This window comes from Psychrobacter sp. UBA2514, assembly GCF_002341255.1.
GTDB classification, from domain to species: domain Bacteria; phylum Pseudomonadota; class Gammaproteobacteria; order Pseudomonadales; family Moraxellaceae; genus Psychrobacter; species Psychrobacter pacificensis.
Genome location: NZ_DDNS01000006.1, coordinates 36,206 through 53,520, shown reverse-complemented (window position 1 = coordinate 53,520; position 17,315 = coordinate 36,206). Strand labels below are relative to the sequence as shown.

At 46.5% G+C, this 17,315-nt stretch carries 16 protein-coding genes; 4 read left to right on the top strand and 12 right to left on the bottom strand.

Annotation, left to right across the window (positions count from 1 at the left end; genetic code table 11):
- Positions 1–30: 30 nt before the first annotated feature.
- The 9 genes from B3V51_RS01715 to urtA all read right to left on the bottom strand — a co-directional run bounded on the left by B3V51_RS01715 (position 31) and on the right by urtA (position 9,703).
- Entirely contained in the window at positions 31–621 is a 591-nt protein-coding gene (locus tag B3V51_RS01715; protein ID WP_093070169.1) for a dihydrofolate reductase, read from the bottom strand.
- A 79-nt stretch (positions 622–700) separates the two neighbouring features.
- Positions 701–1,561 (bottom strand): thymidylate synthase, encoded by an 861-nt coding sequence (locus B3V51_RS01710; protein WP_286707856.1) that lies wholly within the window; start codon positions 1,559–1,561, stop codon positions 701–703.
- A 38-nt stretch (positions 1,562–1,599) separates the two neighbouring features.
- A complete protein-coding gene (locus tag B3V51_RS01705) occupies positions 1,600–2,349 on the bottom strand; it encodes a DUF2971 domain-containing protein (RefSeq protein WP_071002816.1) in 750 nt (249 codons plus the stop codon).
- 11 nt (positions 2,350–2,360) lie between these two features.
- Positions 2,361–3,245 (bottom strand): prolipoprotein diacylglyceryl transferase, encoded by an 885-nt coding sequence (gene lgt, locus B3V51_RS01700; RefSeq protein WP_071002817.1) that lies wholly within the window; start codon positions 3,243–3,245, stop codon positions 2,361–2,363.
- 304 nt (positions 3,246–3,549) lie between these two features.
- On the bottom strand, positions 3,550–4,248 hold the full coding sequence (gene urtE / locus B3V51_RS01695) for an urea ABC transporter ATP-binding subunit UrtE (protein WP_071002818.1): 699 nt from the start codon (positions 4,246–4,248) through the stop codon (positions 3,550–3,552).
- Positions 4,249–4,381: 133 nt separating this feature from the next.
- Positions 4,382–5,191, bottom strand: coding sequence for an urea ABC transporter ATP-binding protein UrtD (urtD, locus tag B3V51_RS01690; RefSeq protein WP_071003742.1), 810 nt, complete (start codon positions 5,189–5,191; stop codon positions 4,382–4,384).
- Positions 5,192–5,226: 35 nt separating this feature from the next.
- Positions 5,227–6,297, bottom strand: a complete 1,071-nt coding sequence (gene urtC / locus B3V51_RS01685; protein ID WP_071002819.1) for an urea ABC transporter permease subunit UrtC — start codon at positions 6,295–6,297, stop codon at positions 5,227–5,229.
- Positions 6,298–6,307: 10 nt separating this feature from the next.
- Positions 6,308–7,903, bottom strand: a complete 1,596-nt coding sequence (gene urtB / locus B3V51_RS01680) for an urea ABC transporter permease subunit UrtB (protein ID WP_156771011.1) — start codon at positions 7,901–7,903, stop codon at positions 6,308–6,310.
- Positions 7,904–8,350: 447 nt separating this feature from the next.
- Positions 8,351–9,703, bottom strand: coding sequence for an urea ABC transporter substrate-binding protein (urtA, locus tag B3V51_RS01675; RefSeq protein WP_286707855.1), 1,353 nt, complete (start codon positions 9,701–9,703; stop codon positions 8,351–8,353).
- 388 nt (positions 9,704–10,091) lie between these two features.
- On the opposite strand from urtA, the gene B3V51_RS01670 reads away from it, so the two are divergent.
- Both B3V51_RS01670 and B3V51_RS01665 read left to right on the top strand, forming a co-directional pair.
- Positions 10,092–11,750, top strand: coding sequence for a DUF4139 domain-containing protein (locus B3V51_RS01670; protein WP_286707854.1), 1,659 nt, complete (start codon positions 10,092–10,094; stop codon positions 11,748–11,750).
- 90 nt (positions 11,751–11,840) lie between these two features.
- Entirely contained in the window at positions 11,841–12,674 is an 834-nt protein-coding gene (locus B3V51_RS01665; RefSeq protein ID WP_212564094.1) for an NRDE family protein, read from the top strand.
- Positions 12,675–12,820: 146 nt separating this feature from the next.
- On the opposite strand, the gene B3V51_RS01660 is transcribed toward B3V51_RS01665, so the two are convergent.
- A complete protein-coding gene (locus tag B3V51_RS01660; RefSeq protein WP_212564095.1) occupies positions 12,821–13,342 on the bottom strand; it encodes an RNA pyrophosphohydrolase in 522 nt (173 codons plus the stop codon).
- 451 nt (positions 13,343–13,793) lie between these two features.
- On the opposite strand from B3V51_RS01660, the gene B3V51_RS01655 reads away from it, so the two are divergent.
- On the top strand, positions 13,794–14,207 hold the full coding sequence (locus B3V51_RS01655) for an OsmC family protein (protein ID WP_058023529.1): 414 nt from the start codon (positions 13,794–13,796) through the stop codon (positions 14,205–14,207).
- An 11-nt stretch (positions 14,208–14,218) separates the two neighbouring features.
- Positions 14,219–14,647 (top strand): MAPEG family protein, encoded by a 429-nt coding sequence (locus tag B3V51_RS01650; protein ID WP_379542902.1) that lies wholly within the window; start codon positions 14,219–14,221, stop codon positions 14,645–14,647.
- Between the two features lie 49 nt (positions 14,648–14,696).
- On the opposite strand, the gene B3V51_RS01645 is transcribed toward B3V51_RS01650, so the two are convergent.
- Both B3V51_RS01645 and B3V51_RS01640 read right to left on the bottom strand, forming a co-directional pair.
- A complete protein-coding gene (locus B3V51_RS01645) occupies positions 14,697–15,728 on the bottom strand; it encodes a tRNA dihydrouridine synthase (protein WP_212564096.1) in 1,032 nt (343 codons plus the stop codon).
- 75 nt (positions 15,729–15,803) lie between these two features.
- Complete coding sequence (locus B3V51_RS01640) at positions 15,804–17,303, bottom strand: UvrD-helicase domain-containing protein (RefSeq protein WP_212564097.1); 1,500 nt, start codon at positions 17,301–17,303, stop codon at positions 15,804–15,806.
- Between the last annotated feature and the right edge of the window lie 12 nt (positions 17,304–17,315).

Sequence of the window (17,315 nt, the reverse complement as noted above, 5' to 3'; positions counted from 1 at the left end):
AGCTGACCTTTTTTTTGAGTCAATCAAATACTATTGGTCAGTCTTTTCTACTTTATAGGTCGTAAATTTGAAGCTCAAATTACTTTTTTCATCGTGCATTTGCTCAGATTCTTCTGCTACTTTGAAGCGATCTGGTAGCTCAGGATAGAACGCATCGCCATCCGTAATATCAGTATCTACGTGGGTCAGCTCAATGCGGTCGGTATACATCAGTGCTTCGCTAAAGACGCGCTCACCGCCAATCACCCAGATCGTCTCCAGATGTAGCCCATGTGCCAAACTTGCGGCATGAGTAAGGGCATCATCTAAATTATGCACCACATGCGCGTATTCATGTCCGACCAGTCCTTGCTGTTCTGCATAGTCCATTTGAGTAGAGATGATAAAGCACACACGCTTTGGTAAAGGCTTGCTACCCATGGATTCAAACGTCTTGCGACCCATAATGACGATGCCCTGAATATCGCTACTAGAGGCCGTATTTTGCGAGTCACGTGTGGTCATTTTTTTGAAGTGCTGCAGGTCTTGTGAGATATGCCACGGCAGCTCGTTGTTTTTACCGATACAGCGATTGCTACTTATGGCGGCGATTTGGGCAACTTCAGTGTGGGCATAGCTCATAATGGGTCCTTTCTATTATATTTTTAAACGTCTGTATTTTAACTCACCGTCTTATTTATTGTCGTGCATGAGACGTATTTTAAACGGCAACTTTGGCTTTGATGGTCGGATGAGACTCATAGTTATTGACGCTAATATCGTCGTATTTAAAGGCAAAAATATCTTTCACCTCTGGGTTTAGGGTCAATGTTGGCGGTGTATATAGCGAACGTGTCAGTTGTAGCTCAGCCTGCTCGCGGTGGTTTTGGTAAATGTGGCAATCACCACCTGTCCAAACAAATTCACCAACTTCTAGGCCGCAAACCTGCGCGACCATATGCGTCAATAACGCATAACTGGCAATGTTAAAGGGCACACCTAGGAAAAGATCAGCCGAACGTTGATACAGCTGGCAAGAGAGCTTACCATCCGCCACAAAAAACTGAAACAGTGTATGACACGGGGGTAGTGCCACTTGCTCTGCCTCTCCTGGATTCCAGCCAGAAACAATCAAGCGGCGCGAGTTGGGGTTGGTCTTGATTTGCTCAACGACCTGTGCGATTTGATCGACACCATCATCGTTGTAGCTGCCGTCCGCGTCTTTACTTGCACCATAGTTACGCCATTGATGACCGTAGACAGGGCCCAGCTCACCTTCAGGACGATTGAAACGTGCGGTTTGCTCCGCTGTCGCCCACTCATTCCAGATACGCACGCCATGGTCCTGCAAATATTGAACATGGGTGCTGCCACTCAAAAACCATAGTAGCTCATAAGCAATGGACTTAAAGTGGACTTTTTTGGTCGTCAATAATGGAAAACCTGCCACTAAGTCAAAACGCAGCTGCGCGCCAAAATGACTCAGCGTACCCGTACCCGTGCGATCGCCTTTTTCAGTACCGTTGTCTAAGACGTGGCGCAGCAAATCAAGATACGCTTGCTCGTTGTTGCTATTCATCATATTTTTTAACTTCAATAATATTTAAAAGGTTTTAACGTTCAGTTAGATAGGCTTTTATGACCAACTAACGATGATTTGTAAATTGGAATATCTAGTTTGTATGTGTCTTTAACAAGCTTACGAATGGTATTTTCGAACCAGTCCGAACAGTTAGGATGTAATATAATTTTCTTAATCATTTCTCTACTATGCTTAGCCGAAAGATGAATGCCAAGCTTGTCATTGCTTTTTGCCACTGTAGCATCATTGTCAATCAATAAAAATCTTGCTTCTTTTTCAAAAGAAAAAGCATGATGCTTGTGAAATAAATAGAAACGAGGATACGTAGTTTTTGGATCTTTCGAATCATTATTATTGTTTCCAAGCCAAGGTCGAATACTTTGATTGTCATAAAGCTCTGGGGCGCTCGCTGGCATATGATATTTAACTTTACCAACATAAGAACACATTGGATCTATTTTTGAGCCATGATAAGCGGCTTTGAAATCATATTGTGTTGTCTGTATTGCTACAGCGTTATCTGAGTTTCCGTAAGAGTTCCACATGGCGTGTGTCTCTGGTTCATTTGCATACCAGCAACTTACGTAAATCCAATCTTTGGCAGTTTTAAGTTCTTCTTTGGTTAAAAACGGATCTTCTTTACCATTAAATAAGTGTAAACCGCCTTCCCATTTGTCACTGAAAAGATTCGCTTTAGGAATAAAGAAGCCTTCTTCCAACATAGAAACTAGCTTAATAAAAGGCATGTATCGTGTTAACACAGCATAATGTTCTATGGGTTCAATCATTGCTTGACACCTTAATAAGCGGCATGCTTACCCCAATCGTAGATGCCACGCTTGTAAGCGTAACCGATTAAAAACAGACCAATAATAATCATCGGCGTGCTCAATATTTGCCCTTTGGTCACCCAACCTAACAAAATAAACCCTTGGTCAACGTCTGGCTGACGGAAGAACTCAATGATAAAGCGGCTCAAGCCATAGCCGAGCATAAAGACACCAGTCACTGCCATGCGCGGACGAGGTTTTGATGAGTACCACCAAAGGAATAAAAATAACAGCAGACCTTCGGCAAAGGCTTCATACAGCTGTGACGGATGACGAGGCAATAAATACTGACCATTGACCTCGGTCATCACCTCTTGTAGCGCAGGATTGGCTTGTAGCTGCTGCATATCAAAGCCAGCCGCTTGGGGAAAGTAGGTGAGCCAGTTATAGCCACCATCAGAGACACGGCCCCATAACTCGCCATTGATATAGTTACCGATGCGACCAAATAACAAGCCTGTCGGGACGCAAGGCACGATAAAATCGAGCACTTGAAACGGAGTCTTTTTATATTTGCGAGCAAAGTACAGCATCCCCAGCATGACACCAATCAGGCCACCATGGAATGACATGCCGCCTTCCCAAACCTTGAAGAGGTAGGCTGGGTTTTGTAGCAACTCGCCAAATTGATAAAACAACACGTAACCGACACGGCCACCTAAGATGACACCCAGTGCGCCAAAGAACACAAGATCTGAGACCATATCTGTTGTCCAGCCCTCACGCTTGGTGCTGCGATACCATGCCAGACCGTAAGCGGCAGCAAACGCCAATAAATACATGAGGCCATACCAGTGGACTTGGACGGGCCCAAGTGCCAAGGCGACAGGATCGTACTGAGGATGAATCATCATAAGAGTGTCATAATATCGATAATAAAGTGCTGACTATAATAGCAAATTTCAAGCGCTGGTCATACACAATTGCTATCAAGGCAAGCACGCGGTATTGATGATTTAGGGCATTGATTTGATGCCCTGTTTTTGGGTAGGTAGTAATGAGATATGATGAATACACTGCCGCAGATATGGGTTATAGGCGTGATGCGAGCGGTTTAGACCGATCATAAAGAGTTTCTTATGATGCACAGCGTAAGATAGAGACACAATTATCAGTGGCAAAGAGCGAGCATGACTATCTAAGTATGAGAAAGAGTCATCAAATGGCGACCAAATCTTGTACCTTGTTGTCGACCATCGTATCGCCTGCACCTTGAGAGATGACCTTGCCACGCGAGAGCACGGTGTAATTGTCAGCAAGCTCTTCGGCAAACTCATAAAACTGCTCAACCAGTACAATCGCCATGTCCCCTTTGTCAGCCAAGTCGCGAAGCACACGGCCGATATCTTTAATAATAGACGGCTGAATACCTTCGGTTGGCTCATCCAAAATAAGGACAGTCGGCTCGGAGGCGAGCGCACGAGCAATGGCAAGCTGCTGCTGCTGACCGCCAGACAAATCACCACCGCGGCGATGTTTCATCTCATCAAGCACTGGGAAAATATCATATAAATGCTTGGGTACTTGCTTGGCTTTAGCGCGTGAAAACTTTGCCATACCAATTAAGATATTTTCTTCTACCGTTAGTGTCGAAAAGATATCACGTCCTTGCGGCACATAAGCCAAACCTGCTCGCACGCGCTGCTCGGGGGAGAGTTTGCTGATGTCTTGGTCATTGAGCAAAATTTGTCCTGATTTGATCGGTAATATCCCCATCAGGCATTTGAGTAAGGTGGTTTTGCCCACGCCATTACGTCCAAGTACCACACTGCACGCGCCTACAGGCGCTGTAAACGAGACATCTCGTAAAATATGACTGCCGCCGTAATATTGATTGATACCATTGACTTGTAACATGACGGTCTCCTAATCTTTCAATGATTTTTAATATTTGCAGGGTTTCGCATTTGCATAGCTTGGCATTTGTATAGCTTGGTATTTGCATAGTTTCGCGGTTTATGGGCTAATGATGTATTGAATCATTGTCCAACTATCGACCCAGATAGGACTCAATCACCGCTTCATTGGCTTGCACTTCCGCCAAGGTACCTTCGGCCAATATCGCCCCTTGTGCCAATACCGTGACTTTTTCACTAATCGCATCAATAAAAGTCATGTCATGCTCGACCACCACTAAGGTATGGTTCTGTTTGAGGCGCAGGCACAGCTCGGCAGTATGCTCAGTTTCGGCGTCCGTCATACCAGCCACAGGCTCATCGAGCAGAATGAGCTTGGGGCTTTGCATCAACAGCATACCGATCTCTAGCCATTGCTTTTGACCATGAGAGAGTAAGCCTGCTGGCTTATTGATTTTGTCCGTCAAGCGGATTTGCTCAAGGGTCGAATTGAGGGTATCGCGCGTATCGGCATCGAGTTTGTTGAATAAGCTTTTGACCACGCGCTTGTCTTTTGGCGCAGCAAGTAGCAAATTATCCATTACCGTAAAATTTTCGAACACGGTGGGTTTTTGAAACTTACGCCCGATACCCGCTTCAGCGATTTCTTCGGTAGATAGGCTGGCAAGATTATGCGTTTGACCAAAAAACACACTGCCTTCGGTAGGGCGGGTTTTACCAGTGATGACATCCATCAGGGTGGTTTTACCCGCACCATTGGGGCCGATGATACAGCGTAGCTCGCCTTCCTCAATATAGAGCGACAGATTGTTGAGTGCGCGAAACGAGTCAAACCAAACGCTCACCTCTTCTAGATATAGCGCAATGCCATGGCTAAAATCGACGCCTGCTGGCTTTGGGTGGCTGCGACCCGTACCACCATGAGTACGCCCATACTCATGGATTGACTGCTCAGATGGTGTTGATTTATCAGTTAGCATTACTGTTTCTCCTTTTTGAAGCGATCGAACAAGCCCATGATGCCATTGGGCAAAAATAAGGTGACTACAACGAACAGCCCGCCCAATATCAATAGCCAAAACTCAGGATAGGCAACCGTAAAATAGGTTTTTACTGCATTCACCACACCTGTTCCCAAAATCGCACCTACCAAGCTGCCTCGACCACCAGTGGCTACCCAAACGGCCATCTCGATTGAGTTCACAGGGTTCATCTCACTTGGATTGATAATACCGACTTGCGGCACATAGAGCGCACCTGCGATACCAGCAATGACGGCGGACAATACCCAAGCGGAGAGCTTGTACCACAGCGTGCGATAGCCTAAATACTGTAAGCGGTTTTCGCTATCGCGAATCGCACCCAATACGCGTCCATAAGGCTGGTTCATTAAATAACGCAGACCCATGTAAGAGAGGAGTAATGCCAAGGCGGTAACAAAACACAGCATAGAACGGGTTGAGGCAGCAGTAATGTCATAACCTAAGAGGGTAGTAAAGCCCGTGAAGCCGTTATTGCCACCAAATCCTGTTTCGTTACGGAAGAATAGCAGGGCGGCGGCATAGACCATGGCCTGAGTGATGATAGAAAAATAAACACCTTTGATTTTTGAGCGGAAAGCAAAAAAACCAAAGATAAAGGCAATCACACCTGGCACCAAAACCACCAATGCCATCGCCCACCAAAAATGCTGCGTGCCGGCCCAATACCATGGCATCTCAGTCCAGCTCAAAAAGCGCATAAAATCAGGCAGGCCATCGCCAGCAGTCTCACGCGTTAAGTACATGCCAAACGCATAACCACCCAGTGCAAAATATAAACCATGCCCCAAGCTCAAAATACCAGCGTAGCCCCAGACCAGATCTAGTGCCAAGGCCACCATTGCCAATGCCATGATTTTGCCAATCAGGGTAATCCAGTAGGCGGATAGGTGAAAGGGTGACGTCTCTGGCATTAAGTGTAGCCAAGGGAGTATCAATAGCACGGCAAAGCACAAACCGATTAAAATGGCGCTACGCCTTGTATCAGACAGTAATTTGGTCAGTATCATAAGAGTCTCCTTATTCGACAAAGCGGCCTTTGAGGGCAAATAAACCTTGTGGCCGCTTCTGAATGAACAGAATCACAAGAACCAACAACACAATCTTGGCCAAAACCGCGCCAATGCCAATCTCAAGCACCGTGCCACTGACACCCAATCCCAAGGCGGCCAAAACCGCGCCCCATACTTGTCCGACCCCGCCAACGACGACGACCAAAAAGGTATCGATAATATACGTCTGACCCAGATCAGGACCCACGTTGCCCACTTGAGCAAGCGCGCAACCAGCCATGCCAGCCAGTCCAGAGCCCAAACCAAATGCCATCATATCGATGCGCGCAGAAGGGATACCAACGGCACGTGCCATTTGACGGTTTTGAGTGACGGCGCGTATAAATAATCCGAAGCGAGTCTTATTGAGCAAGTACACCAGTAGCGCCACGACAATGACGGTAAACACGATGATGGCAATACGGTTGTAAGGCAGTACCAAACTTGATGACACTTGATAGGCACCGCTGAGCCACGCCACATTGCTGACTTCAACGTTTTGCGCGCCAAAAATCATCCGCACCAATTGCATTAAGATTAGACTCACACCAAAGGTTGCCAATAGGGTCTCTAGTTCACGACCATATAGCGGACGAATCACAATGCGCTCAATAATCATACCGATGATGGCACTGACCAAAAATGCAGCGGGAACCGCCGCAAGCAAATACCAGCCAACCATATCTGGCAGATAAGCTTGAAATAAGTTTTGCACCACATAAGTGGTATACGCGCCAATCATAATCAGCTCACCATGCGCCATATTAATCACGCCAAGCAAACCAAAAGTAATCGCAAGGCCAAGTGCCGCGAGCAATAAAATGCTGGCGGTACTCATGCCAGTGAAAATATGACCTGTCCATGTGCTTATCTCAATACGGCGTGCCACGCTATCTCTGGCATCACTGAGCGCCGCCTCAAGCGTCGGATCCAAGTTGTCAGATGCAAGGGCAGATTCAAGATCAACCAATACCTGCGGATTATCGCTATCAGCGAGTAGGTTCACAGCCTCAATCTGAGTGGGTAAATCGCCATTTTTGAAATCAATACGAGCCTGTAACGCCGTTAGTGCTTTTTGAACGTTGGCATTGTCCTCATTTGCGGCAGCGGCTGTGATAATGGCTGGATCGACTTGGTCAATGTTATCTGCCAAAATCTCCACAGCCTGCAAGCGCTGTGCTGGCTTGTCAGATTCGAGCTTTACCTTGGCCTGTCCAAAGATAAGCGCCGAGCGTAAGGTATTGGTCAAGGTGACTTGGGACAAATCGCTTGGCCAATCAGACGTTTCGGTTTTGTCGGGATATGTGAAGAGCTGATCCTCTGCATTGAGCAAATACGTTTGCCCACGGTTGCCTTGATACAGCTCATCATTAGCAATCAACTCGACTAGATTGTCCAAACTCTCAACCGATCCTGGCCAAGCACTTAGCATGGCTTGGCGCTGACTAAAATCGCCCGCCACAAATTGTTGAATAGCATCGCCTGATACTGCCGTCGTAGGCTGTGTCGGGGTAGTCAATGACTGCTCATTATTGGTGCGCAGCGTGTCACTACCATCGGTCATCGACTCTGAGGTCACAGTGGCGATATTTGCCGATTGAGCACCGTCATCTGCATGAACGATGGTGGTGAAGGCCGCTAACAGTAAGGCGATTAATACCAGCAGCCGTCGCGGCACAACCATTGAGATACTAGACGCGTATGTCTTTGCTAATGCTTGCTGATCATTGTTGCTTTTGGATAATATCTGCCCCAACAATGGGCGTAAAGTATGGTGCTGCATGTGCGGCTCCCTGTTTTTACAGACAACAAATCCTTGTCCTCTATTACTTAACGCAGTAAGTCATAGAAGCCGTGATAAGGTTTGGAGGTACTTAAAATTTTGAGAATAAGTGCTGAACTTCAAGATAGCGAGTAGGCGGTGGCTCGTTCATTGATATAGTCTATTGGTCGACTATTCATACTTGCTACCACCATGCGCTTTTCAGCACCTATTTATTGAGGGAGCCATTTATTTCGGGATATACTCGCTCCATGGCTGCGCTCGGATGACCTCTGGCGTTTTAAAAATCGTATCAAACTGACCATCGGCGCGAATTTGACCAATCATGACAGGCTTCCATAAGTGATGGTTTTCTTCATCCATCTTGAGAGTGTAGCCAGAGGGCGCATCGAATGTCTGTCCAGCCATGCTAATACGTACTTTATCAACATCGGTGGTACCAGCATCTTCCACTGCCTGTTTCCACATATTGATACCCACATAAGTGGCTTCCATAGGATCGTTGGTCACAACCTTATCGGCATTCGGTAGGTTTTTGTCCAAGGCGTACTGCTTATAGCGTTTGGTAAAATCGTTATTGACGGGGTTTTTGATCGACATAAAGTAATTCCATGCCGCCAAGTGTCCTTGTAGCAAGCTGGTATCGATACCGCGCAGCTCTTCTTCGCCAACTGAGAATGCCATGACGGGAATATCCGAGGCTTTGATGCCTTGGTTGGCAAGCTCACGATAGAATGGCACGTTTGAGTCGCCATTGATGGTAGAGATCACCGCCGTCTTTTTGCCCGTTGAGAATTTTTTAATATTCGAGACGATGGTTTGATAGTTGCTAAAACCAAATGGCGTGTACTCTTCCATGATGTCTTCATCAGCCACGCCTTTTGATTTCAAAAATGCCTTTAGAATCTGGTTGGTGGTTCGTGGATAGACGTAATCGGTACCCAATAATACAAAGCGCTCTGCACCGCCGCCTTCTTCGCTCATCAAATACTCAACTGCTGGAATGGCCTGCTGGTTGGGCGCCGCGCCAGTATAAAAGATGTTTTCTGATTGCTCTTGTCCTTCATACTGAACGGGATAAAACATCAAGCCGTTGAGCTCTTCAACCACGGGCAAGACAGACTTGCGCGAGACCGAGGTCCAACCACCAAAAATCACGTCGACTTTGTCTTGAGTGAGCAGCTGACGCGCTTTTTCAGCAAACAACGGCCAGTCAGAGGCAGGGTCAACAACGACAGGCTCTAATTGCTTACCAAGCACACCGCCATTGGCATTGATTTCGTCAATGGTCATCAGTGCGGTATCTTTTAGCGAGGTCTCAGAGATGGCCATGGTGCCAGATAGCGAGTGCAAGATGCCTACTTTGATCGTGTCGCCATCAGCGGCAGGAGTGGTCGTTGTCTCTGTTGTGGTTTCAGTCGTTGTCTCTGTCGATGTCGCAGTTTCGGCAGGCTTTTGACAGCCAGCTAGACTCAGGCTACCAACGACGGCAATCGCTAATAATGAAAAACGTGATTTGATTTTGCCGTGTAGGTGAGCGTCAACAAACTGAGGATTGGCTAAAGTGGGTAACGAAAACATGGACATCTCCTAAATAGACACAAAAGATAAAGTATGGCTCCTGAACAGTTATTAAGAGTTCAAGTTCCGTGCCAAGTCAAAAATGCCAATAATCGTATAATATTTGAGCAATAAAAAAATATTTTCTATGATTTTCGTTAATTTAGTGCACGATTGTTAATAGAGCGCACCATAACGGGGAAGGAGATAAAAAATTGGTGCAATGTAAAAACAAAGTCACGCCATAGAGAAGAGCTTATGTAAGTACAGAGGTTGCGAAAAGCGCTTATTGCTAAAAATCTGCAAAACGGCTACGGTAATGCCTATAGAATAGACATTATTTCACATACGTATCTCATGAACAGATTACGCTGACGCCATGATTAATCACACCCCCAAGGAAAGATATATGAACGCATACCTAACACAGTGGTCTGGCCTAACGGCTCATGCTCGCACCTCATCACGGCGCTCGCAACGATCGCGCCTTATGGTTTTGCCACTTGTGCTTGGGGGCAGCACGGTATTAGGCTTACCCGTCGCCCAAGCGGCAACGAGTAGTATCGAGCAAGTGACTGTCTATCAAGGGCTGGCAAGTGTGACACGCTCATTGCCTATCACAGGAAATGGTGAGCAAACCGTGGTATTTTCGTGCCTATCACCTTATATGGATAAAGACAGTCTCAGCGTGCAGGCGGTGGGTAATGTCAATATTGGTGAAATCAGTATTGAAGAGTTAACAGGAGAGCAAGCAATCCAGTGCCAATATCAAGGTGATGCCGAGGTACAAACACAGCAAAATACTTTAGCTAGTATTAATGCGCAATTAGAAGCGGCGCGCTTAGCAAAAGCCTATTTGCAAAATTTGACTGAGGCCACGCAAGTCAATACCGAAGGGACTATCGCTAGCAACGCACGCGATATAGAGGCGCAGGCGACCCGTATTAACCAAAGTATTATTGAGATGGAGCGGCGACAAGCAAGCGCCCAAGATACACTAAATCAGATGATGGCAAGCAGTGTCACGTCAACGGCGAGTAATGTGACCCAAGTGAGTGTACGCACTGCCAGTCGCGCGCCAAGTAGCATTAAATTGCACTATCAAGTACAAGGCGCAGGGTGGGAGCCCACCTATCAGGCGCGTCTCAATACCAATAGCGAGCAGCTAAATATCATCGCTTCTGCGATTATCGCCCAACAAACGGGCGAGAATTGGACCAACGTTCCTGTCACTCTCAGTACAGCCAATCCCAACCAGCGCGCGACAGGACGACTGCCTCATGTACCGCGCCTATCACTTTATGAAGAAAACCAAAAAGTGCATCGTGTAACGCCTATGGAAGAGAGCTTACCTGTTGTATTGGTGTCTGGAAGAGAGGGTGATAGCGACGATTCTAGAGCACCAAATATGGCACCACTGCCGAACTTTACGGTCAGTAGCCAAAATAAAAACGGTATTATTGAATATCGCTTGCCGCAGCGAGTGACGATACCCAGTGGTGGCAGGCGAGTGCGTACTGTCATTGGCGAGCAGTCTGGCAGCAGTAAGCTGTGGGTTCGTAGTACCCCGAGCGTTGAGACGGCCGCCTATTGGTACGCATCAGCGCCGTTCCTGACGCCAGAGTGGGTAGATGGCTCACTACAGCTGTACCGTGATGACAATTATGTTGGACAATCGCGCTATAACTATCAAATGCTAAAAGAGCAGGGGATTGGTTTTGGTCGTGATCCTAGCATGATGGTCAAAGCGCTGACCAATGAAGACAAGCAAGGGGAAAAAGGCGTGCTCAACCGCACACAAACTCTAACAACGACTAAGGCCTATGAATTTACCAATCAGCATAACCGCACTGTGCGCCTAAAAGTGTTGGGGAGCGAGCCTATCAGCCGTGATGACAGTCTCAAAGTCGCCGTCACCCACACGCCGCCTGTCACCGAGCGCAATTGGAATGACAATCAAGGTATGGTAGCGTGGGAGTTCAACGTGCCGAGTAAACAGTCACAGGTGATACGCTCAACCTCCCAAATCAGTTACCCTGCCAATAAGATATTGACTGGTGATCGATAAATGATACTTACTCAGCAAATCAGTTTTAAGCGATGATGTTTATTTTTACCAAAAATCTCGCGCCCCATAAACGTTTATCAAAGGAATATTATGTGTATTGTCGCCATTGCTTGGCAGTTATTTGACGAGCTGCCATTAGTACTCTTGTCCAATCGCGATGAGTTTTTGCAGCGTCCGACGGAGCCTCTGCACCAATGGGCCGATCAGGATATCTATGCAGGGCGTGATAAGCAAAGTGGCGGTACGTGGTTGGGTATCCATCAGCAAGCGTTACAAACGCAAAGTTCGGAATATTATGAACAAAATGGACGCTGGGCCGCCGTATTGAACTTTCGTGATGGCGTGCAGGCAGGTATTAATGAGCGTTCTCGTGGTGAATTGGTCACGCGTTTTTTGACCGGTACGCTCAGTCCGATGGCGTTTGCACGGCAGATTGAATTACAAGCTTATGCGGGTTTCAATCTGATTATTGGTGACGCTAGGCAAGCAGTCATTGTTAATAATCGTGGTCATGCACCTACGCCACTGCATACAGGATTGCATGTGATTTCAAACGGTCAGCCAGAGGATAGCTGGTTTAAGACCGAGCGGTTGCGTGGACGTTTGCGCCAAGAAGTGCTACCGCTAATTGCCGAGGACAGCGCGGCTAGCTACTGGCAAGCAGCTGCATTCAATGTGTTGTCAGATAATACCAAGGCACCGGATGATCAGTTGCCAGATACCGGGATGAGCACTGAGCTTGAGCAGACCCTATCCTCTGTTTATATTGAGCCTGTGAGCTTTGGCAATACTGACACCAGCAAGCCTACTTATGGAACACGGACACAAAGCATTTTAACTTTGAGGCAAGAGAAGGGAAAAGGCTCAGAGATCACCGCTCACATTGTCAGTCGAGAGTATCCGCATTCAGTGGCTAGTGAGTAAAAACTTATTATTCAATGTCAGTGATAACTTCTACTGATTTCACGAGAACCTATACATCATTATTAAAAACATTCACACAAAAAAGCCTGCATCACTGGATACAGGCTTTTTGTAATATGACAAACAATAAAAGTACGTTTTACTGATTAAGACTGGATCAAATGATTGCTTTGCTCAGGCAAGATCAGCTCTTGCTTTAAGGGTAGCTCACGTACCAGCTCTTGTAGGGCGCGACGATACACGCCTCGTTTGAAGTGAATCACTTGTCCGAGTGGATACCAGTAGCTGACCCATTGCCAATGGTCAAATTCAGGTTTCCCTTCATCAAAGCGGATATGTTGGGTATTTGGCTCATCTAAGCGTAGCAAAAACCATTTTTGTTTTTGCCCAATACATAAGGGGTGCTGGCCATGGCGTACGTAACGTTTTGGCAGACGATAGCGCAGCCAGTCTTGAGTGACTGCCAGTAGCTCCACATGACGCGGGTGTAAACCGACCTCTTCCCAGAGCTCGCGATACATTGCATCCATCGGCGTCTCCCCGCGGTCGATACCACCCTGCGGAAATTGCCAAGCGTTGTGACCAATACGTTTTGCCCACAGAACCTGCCCTTGTGTATTTGCCAAGATGATGCCGACATTGGCGCGAAAGCCGTCTGCATCTATCATGACTAAACCTTTTTAATTTGTTTAAAAATAGCCTGTTTTCATCTGATACTGCGATAGCAATCATAATTATTATAAGGTGATGGTTATCAATATCAGCTAAAAACAAGATTCATTACCGTTATTAAACCAAGAAACAAGCAGAATGTGTAACAGTATTTTGCTATAAAATGTTTCACGAGTTTTACCTTTTAAAATCAATTATTTATAAACAGACTTTTGTAGGTTTTTCAAATAAAAATTTGATAAATATCGATGCGAGTAACGATAGCTTCATAGTGCTCAAATCATTTATTGAAGAAGAGAGTAAAACCAAGAAATTGTTTTCTCACGACACCATAGCCAAACAATGGCTTTATAAAATCTTGCTTTGGCTTATGCTACACTAGCCAAGCTGCATATATTTCAAACAATAAAAATAGGCTTATGCCAATTACAGTAAGGAACATTTACAATGTCAGAATCAAAAGCAAGCGTCACATGGCAAGAGAACAAAGCGTTCATGGGCGTGTCACCGTCAGGGCACAATGTACAAATCGATGCGGACAAAGAAAAAGGCTCAAGCCCAATGGAGCTAGTCTTACTAGGGCTGGGTGGTTGTGCCAGCTACGATGTGGTGTCAATCCTCCAAAAGTCGCGTCAAGATGTCACGGATGTACGCTGTGAGCTGACCGCCAAGCGCGCCGAAACTGTACCAGCTGTTTATACCGATATTCATCTGCATTTTGTGGTCACTGGTCAAGACATTAAAGACAAACAGGTCGAAAAGGCCATTCATTTATCCGCAGAAAAATACTGCTCAGCCAGTCGCATGCTGGTCGCAGGTGGGGTCAATATTACCCATGATTTCGAAGTGATTGCAGGCTAAGGACTTATATAATGATCAGTGCATTTTTTGACTTGGTTTCTGATAAAGTTGCGTCTGCCATTTTGGCGATGGTGGTAGCGAGCTTATTGCCTTGGGCTGTATCAATAATTGCAAAAGTATCTGGCGGCTTTAGGGTCATAAATAATGCACATCCTCGCGATTTTTTTCAGCACACAACTGGAATGGCGGCACGTGCCAATGCTGCGCAGCAAAATAGCTATGAAACTCTGCCAGTGTTTTTGGCGGCAGTGCTGGTGGCTATGCTGTTCTTTGTACCACAATCGATTATCAACGTATTGGCTTGGCTATATGTGATCATTCGGATTGGTTATTGCACCGCTTATATCACCAACTTATCGACGTTTCGCTCTATTCTCTGGGTGCTATCCATGGCATGTTGTCTGATGCTGTTTTATCTGGCAATACGAGTGAGTGTATAGCGTTACCCGTCTATATTTACTAAGTAGACCACATATGATCAGGTGATTATTATTGTACGCTTGCTTGTAGTGCATTGATAATCACCGCTTTGTTTTTCTCTCGCTTGATACTTTCCCACACTGTTTGTGCCTCAGCATAGCCTTTGGTGAGCATACCCAGCCACTGTTTATAACGCCCAACCAATACCACATCGTTCTTTGCTGCGCCTTCCAAAAACTTAACTTGATGGGCGATCAAATCTTGCCATAGCAAGGTTGCCGTGTTTTTTCCGCTGTCATCATGATTTTCAGTATGGTTATCGACTTGCGCAACCAAATCAGGTCGTGTGACTGCGCCGCGACCTAACATGAGATGTGACGTGCCTGCCTGAGTCATACAGTCATTTGCTTGCGCTGCGCTCCATATCTCGCCATTGGCAATCACAGGAATATCAAGTGCATTAAAACTTTGGATTTTGTCCCAATAAGCAGGCGGCTTATAACCTTGGGTTTTGGTGCGTGCATGGATGGTCAACCAATCCGCGCCACTTGCAGCAATTGCGCCGCGAATGTCATCCATCCGTGAGGTGTCGGTATAGCCCAAGCGAATCTTGGCAGACACAGGAATATGCGCGGGTACCGCTTTACGTACCGCGCTGATAATCTGATACATGGTTTCGGGTTCATCAAGTAGCACCGAGCCGCCGCGATGGCTATTAACTGTCTTGGCAGGACAGCCAAAGTTGATATCAATCGCAGGCGCGCCAAGCTCGCAAGCATAAGCAGCGTTTTCTGCCATCAGCTGCGCGTCGCTACCCAAAAGCTGCACATGAATGGGCGTGCCAGAAGCCGTTTTGGCATTGTGATGTAACTCTGGTGCGTATTTATAAAACACATGGGCTGGCAAGACATGCTGGGTGATACGAATAAATTCACTGACTGACCAATCATAGGGACGACCTAAGTCTGCTGCAATTTGCGTTAAAATTTGGCGCATTAAAGGATCGGTCAAACCTTCCATGGGGGCGAGGAGGCGGACGGGATTGGCAAATAACTGATGCATGGTATTTTGATGTGCTTGGTGTTGCTGAATATTATTCATACTTGTGATGCACTGTTAAAAGGTCGTTATAATGTGAAGTGGATTGAGGCGTTAGGTTGGCAACCAAAAAAGTGGTTAAGTATTGCCAAAAATCACTTTTTTCCCTGTCTGCAATCCTGATATCAAGTCTTTAATATTATGAATATCTAGATTACTCTGCGCCCGCGTACAAGCGACATAAAGCAAGCGCAGCTCTTCTGGACTTATCTTGACCGCATTGGTCGTCACATCGTAGTAAAAATCATCATCTAGTTGTACTTTGCCCCACTCAAGCCCTTTGGCCTTATGCGCGGTAGAGATGACATAATCCGCATTTTCGATACTGGTGAGACTATTGACCGCTTGGCTTAGTACATTAGTGCCGTGATCATCGACCAGTTTGACCAGTGTTTTAAGATCACTGCCTTCATTGGTTTCAGCGTACTCTTGTACATCGCCCCAATTATAAAAATAAGCGAGCTCGGGTACACCATAAGCCGATTTACCATTTTTTAAGTTTTCAGCTGCCTGGCAGAATTTGAGCATGCGATCAGTATCTGCTTGTAGCGCTACACGGTGCCCGTGCTTTAACCCTGTGAGTAATTGCGACATCGCCGCAGCATTGGTACGGCATAAAATGGCGTCTTTTTTACTGTGTACCATACCTTTATCAGTAGAAGACTGTTTGTTTGGATTGCCTTTTAGCGGCACGTCTTCTTGTAGTGCTTTTAATAGAGTATTTGCCACTTCTGCAATCGGCTCACCAAAGCGAAAAGACTGTGTCAATAATGTCTGCGGTAGCGGCAGCTTTTTCATTGCATTCACAGCGCCGCGCCATTCATAAATCTGCTGGTGCGCGTCGCCCACATAGATAACTTGTCTCGACTGCTGGGTCAAGATACCCATCATCAATGGATCAGCATCTTGCGCCTCATCAAATAAAATAAAGTCCGCAGGGATGCTCGGCTTGGACAATGCCCACAGCTTGAGATAAATATCATGCCCGATGCCCGCAGGATGACGCGCATCGATCGACTGTAGCCAGCGCTGTTCAACGGCAGGGTAGAGCATCTCGCGTAATTGCTCGGCGTCTGAATCATCGAGCCAGCTTGGAAACAGTATGTGCCTTGGCGCAGGGTAGCTGGCATGTGTACTACAAAAATTACTTACTGCGTCACTGACGAATCGAGACAACCGTGCTGGTGTCAGCGTAATGTATTTATTAACCCCATCCATTTGCCGACGCACTTGCACAGGTTGCAAGCCCAAATCATCACCGAGGCGCTTAGGTGAAAAGCGCGGCAAAGACAGCTTGGCGGTAATATCACGAGCAACATGACGATAAGCTAATGAGTGAAAAGTACGGCACTCGACATGTGGTGGAAACTTTGAACGAGCATCATTGGCAATCGCTTTGTTAAAGGCCAGATACAGTCCGCGACCTCGCAAACGCTCACCGATTAGCTTGAGCGTTGTGGTCTTACCAGCGCCTGCGTACGCCACCACTTTAAATGATTTTTGGTCCATCGCCATATTCAGCGCGGCGAGCTGCTCATCAGTGGGATCGCTCATATAAGCTGGCATCGATGCGGACATAATAAAGCTACC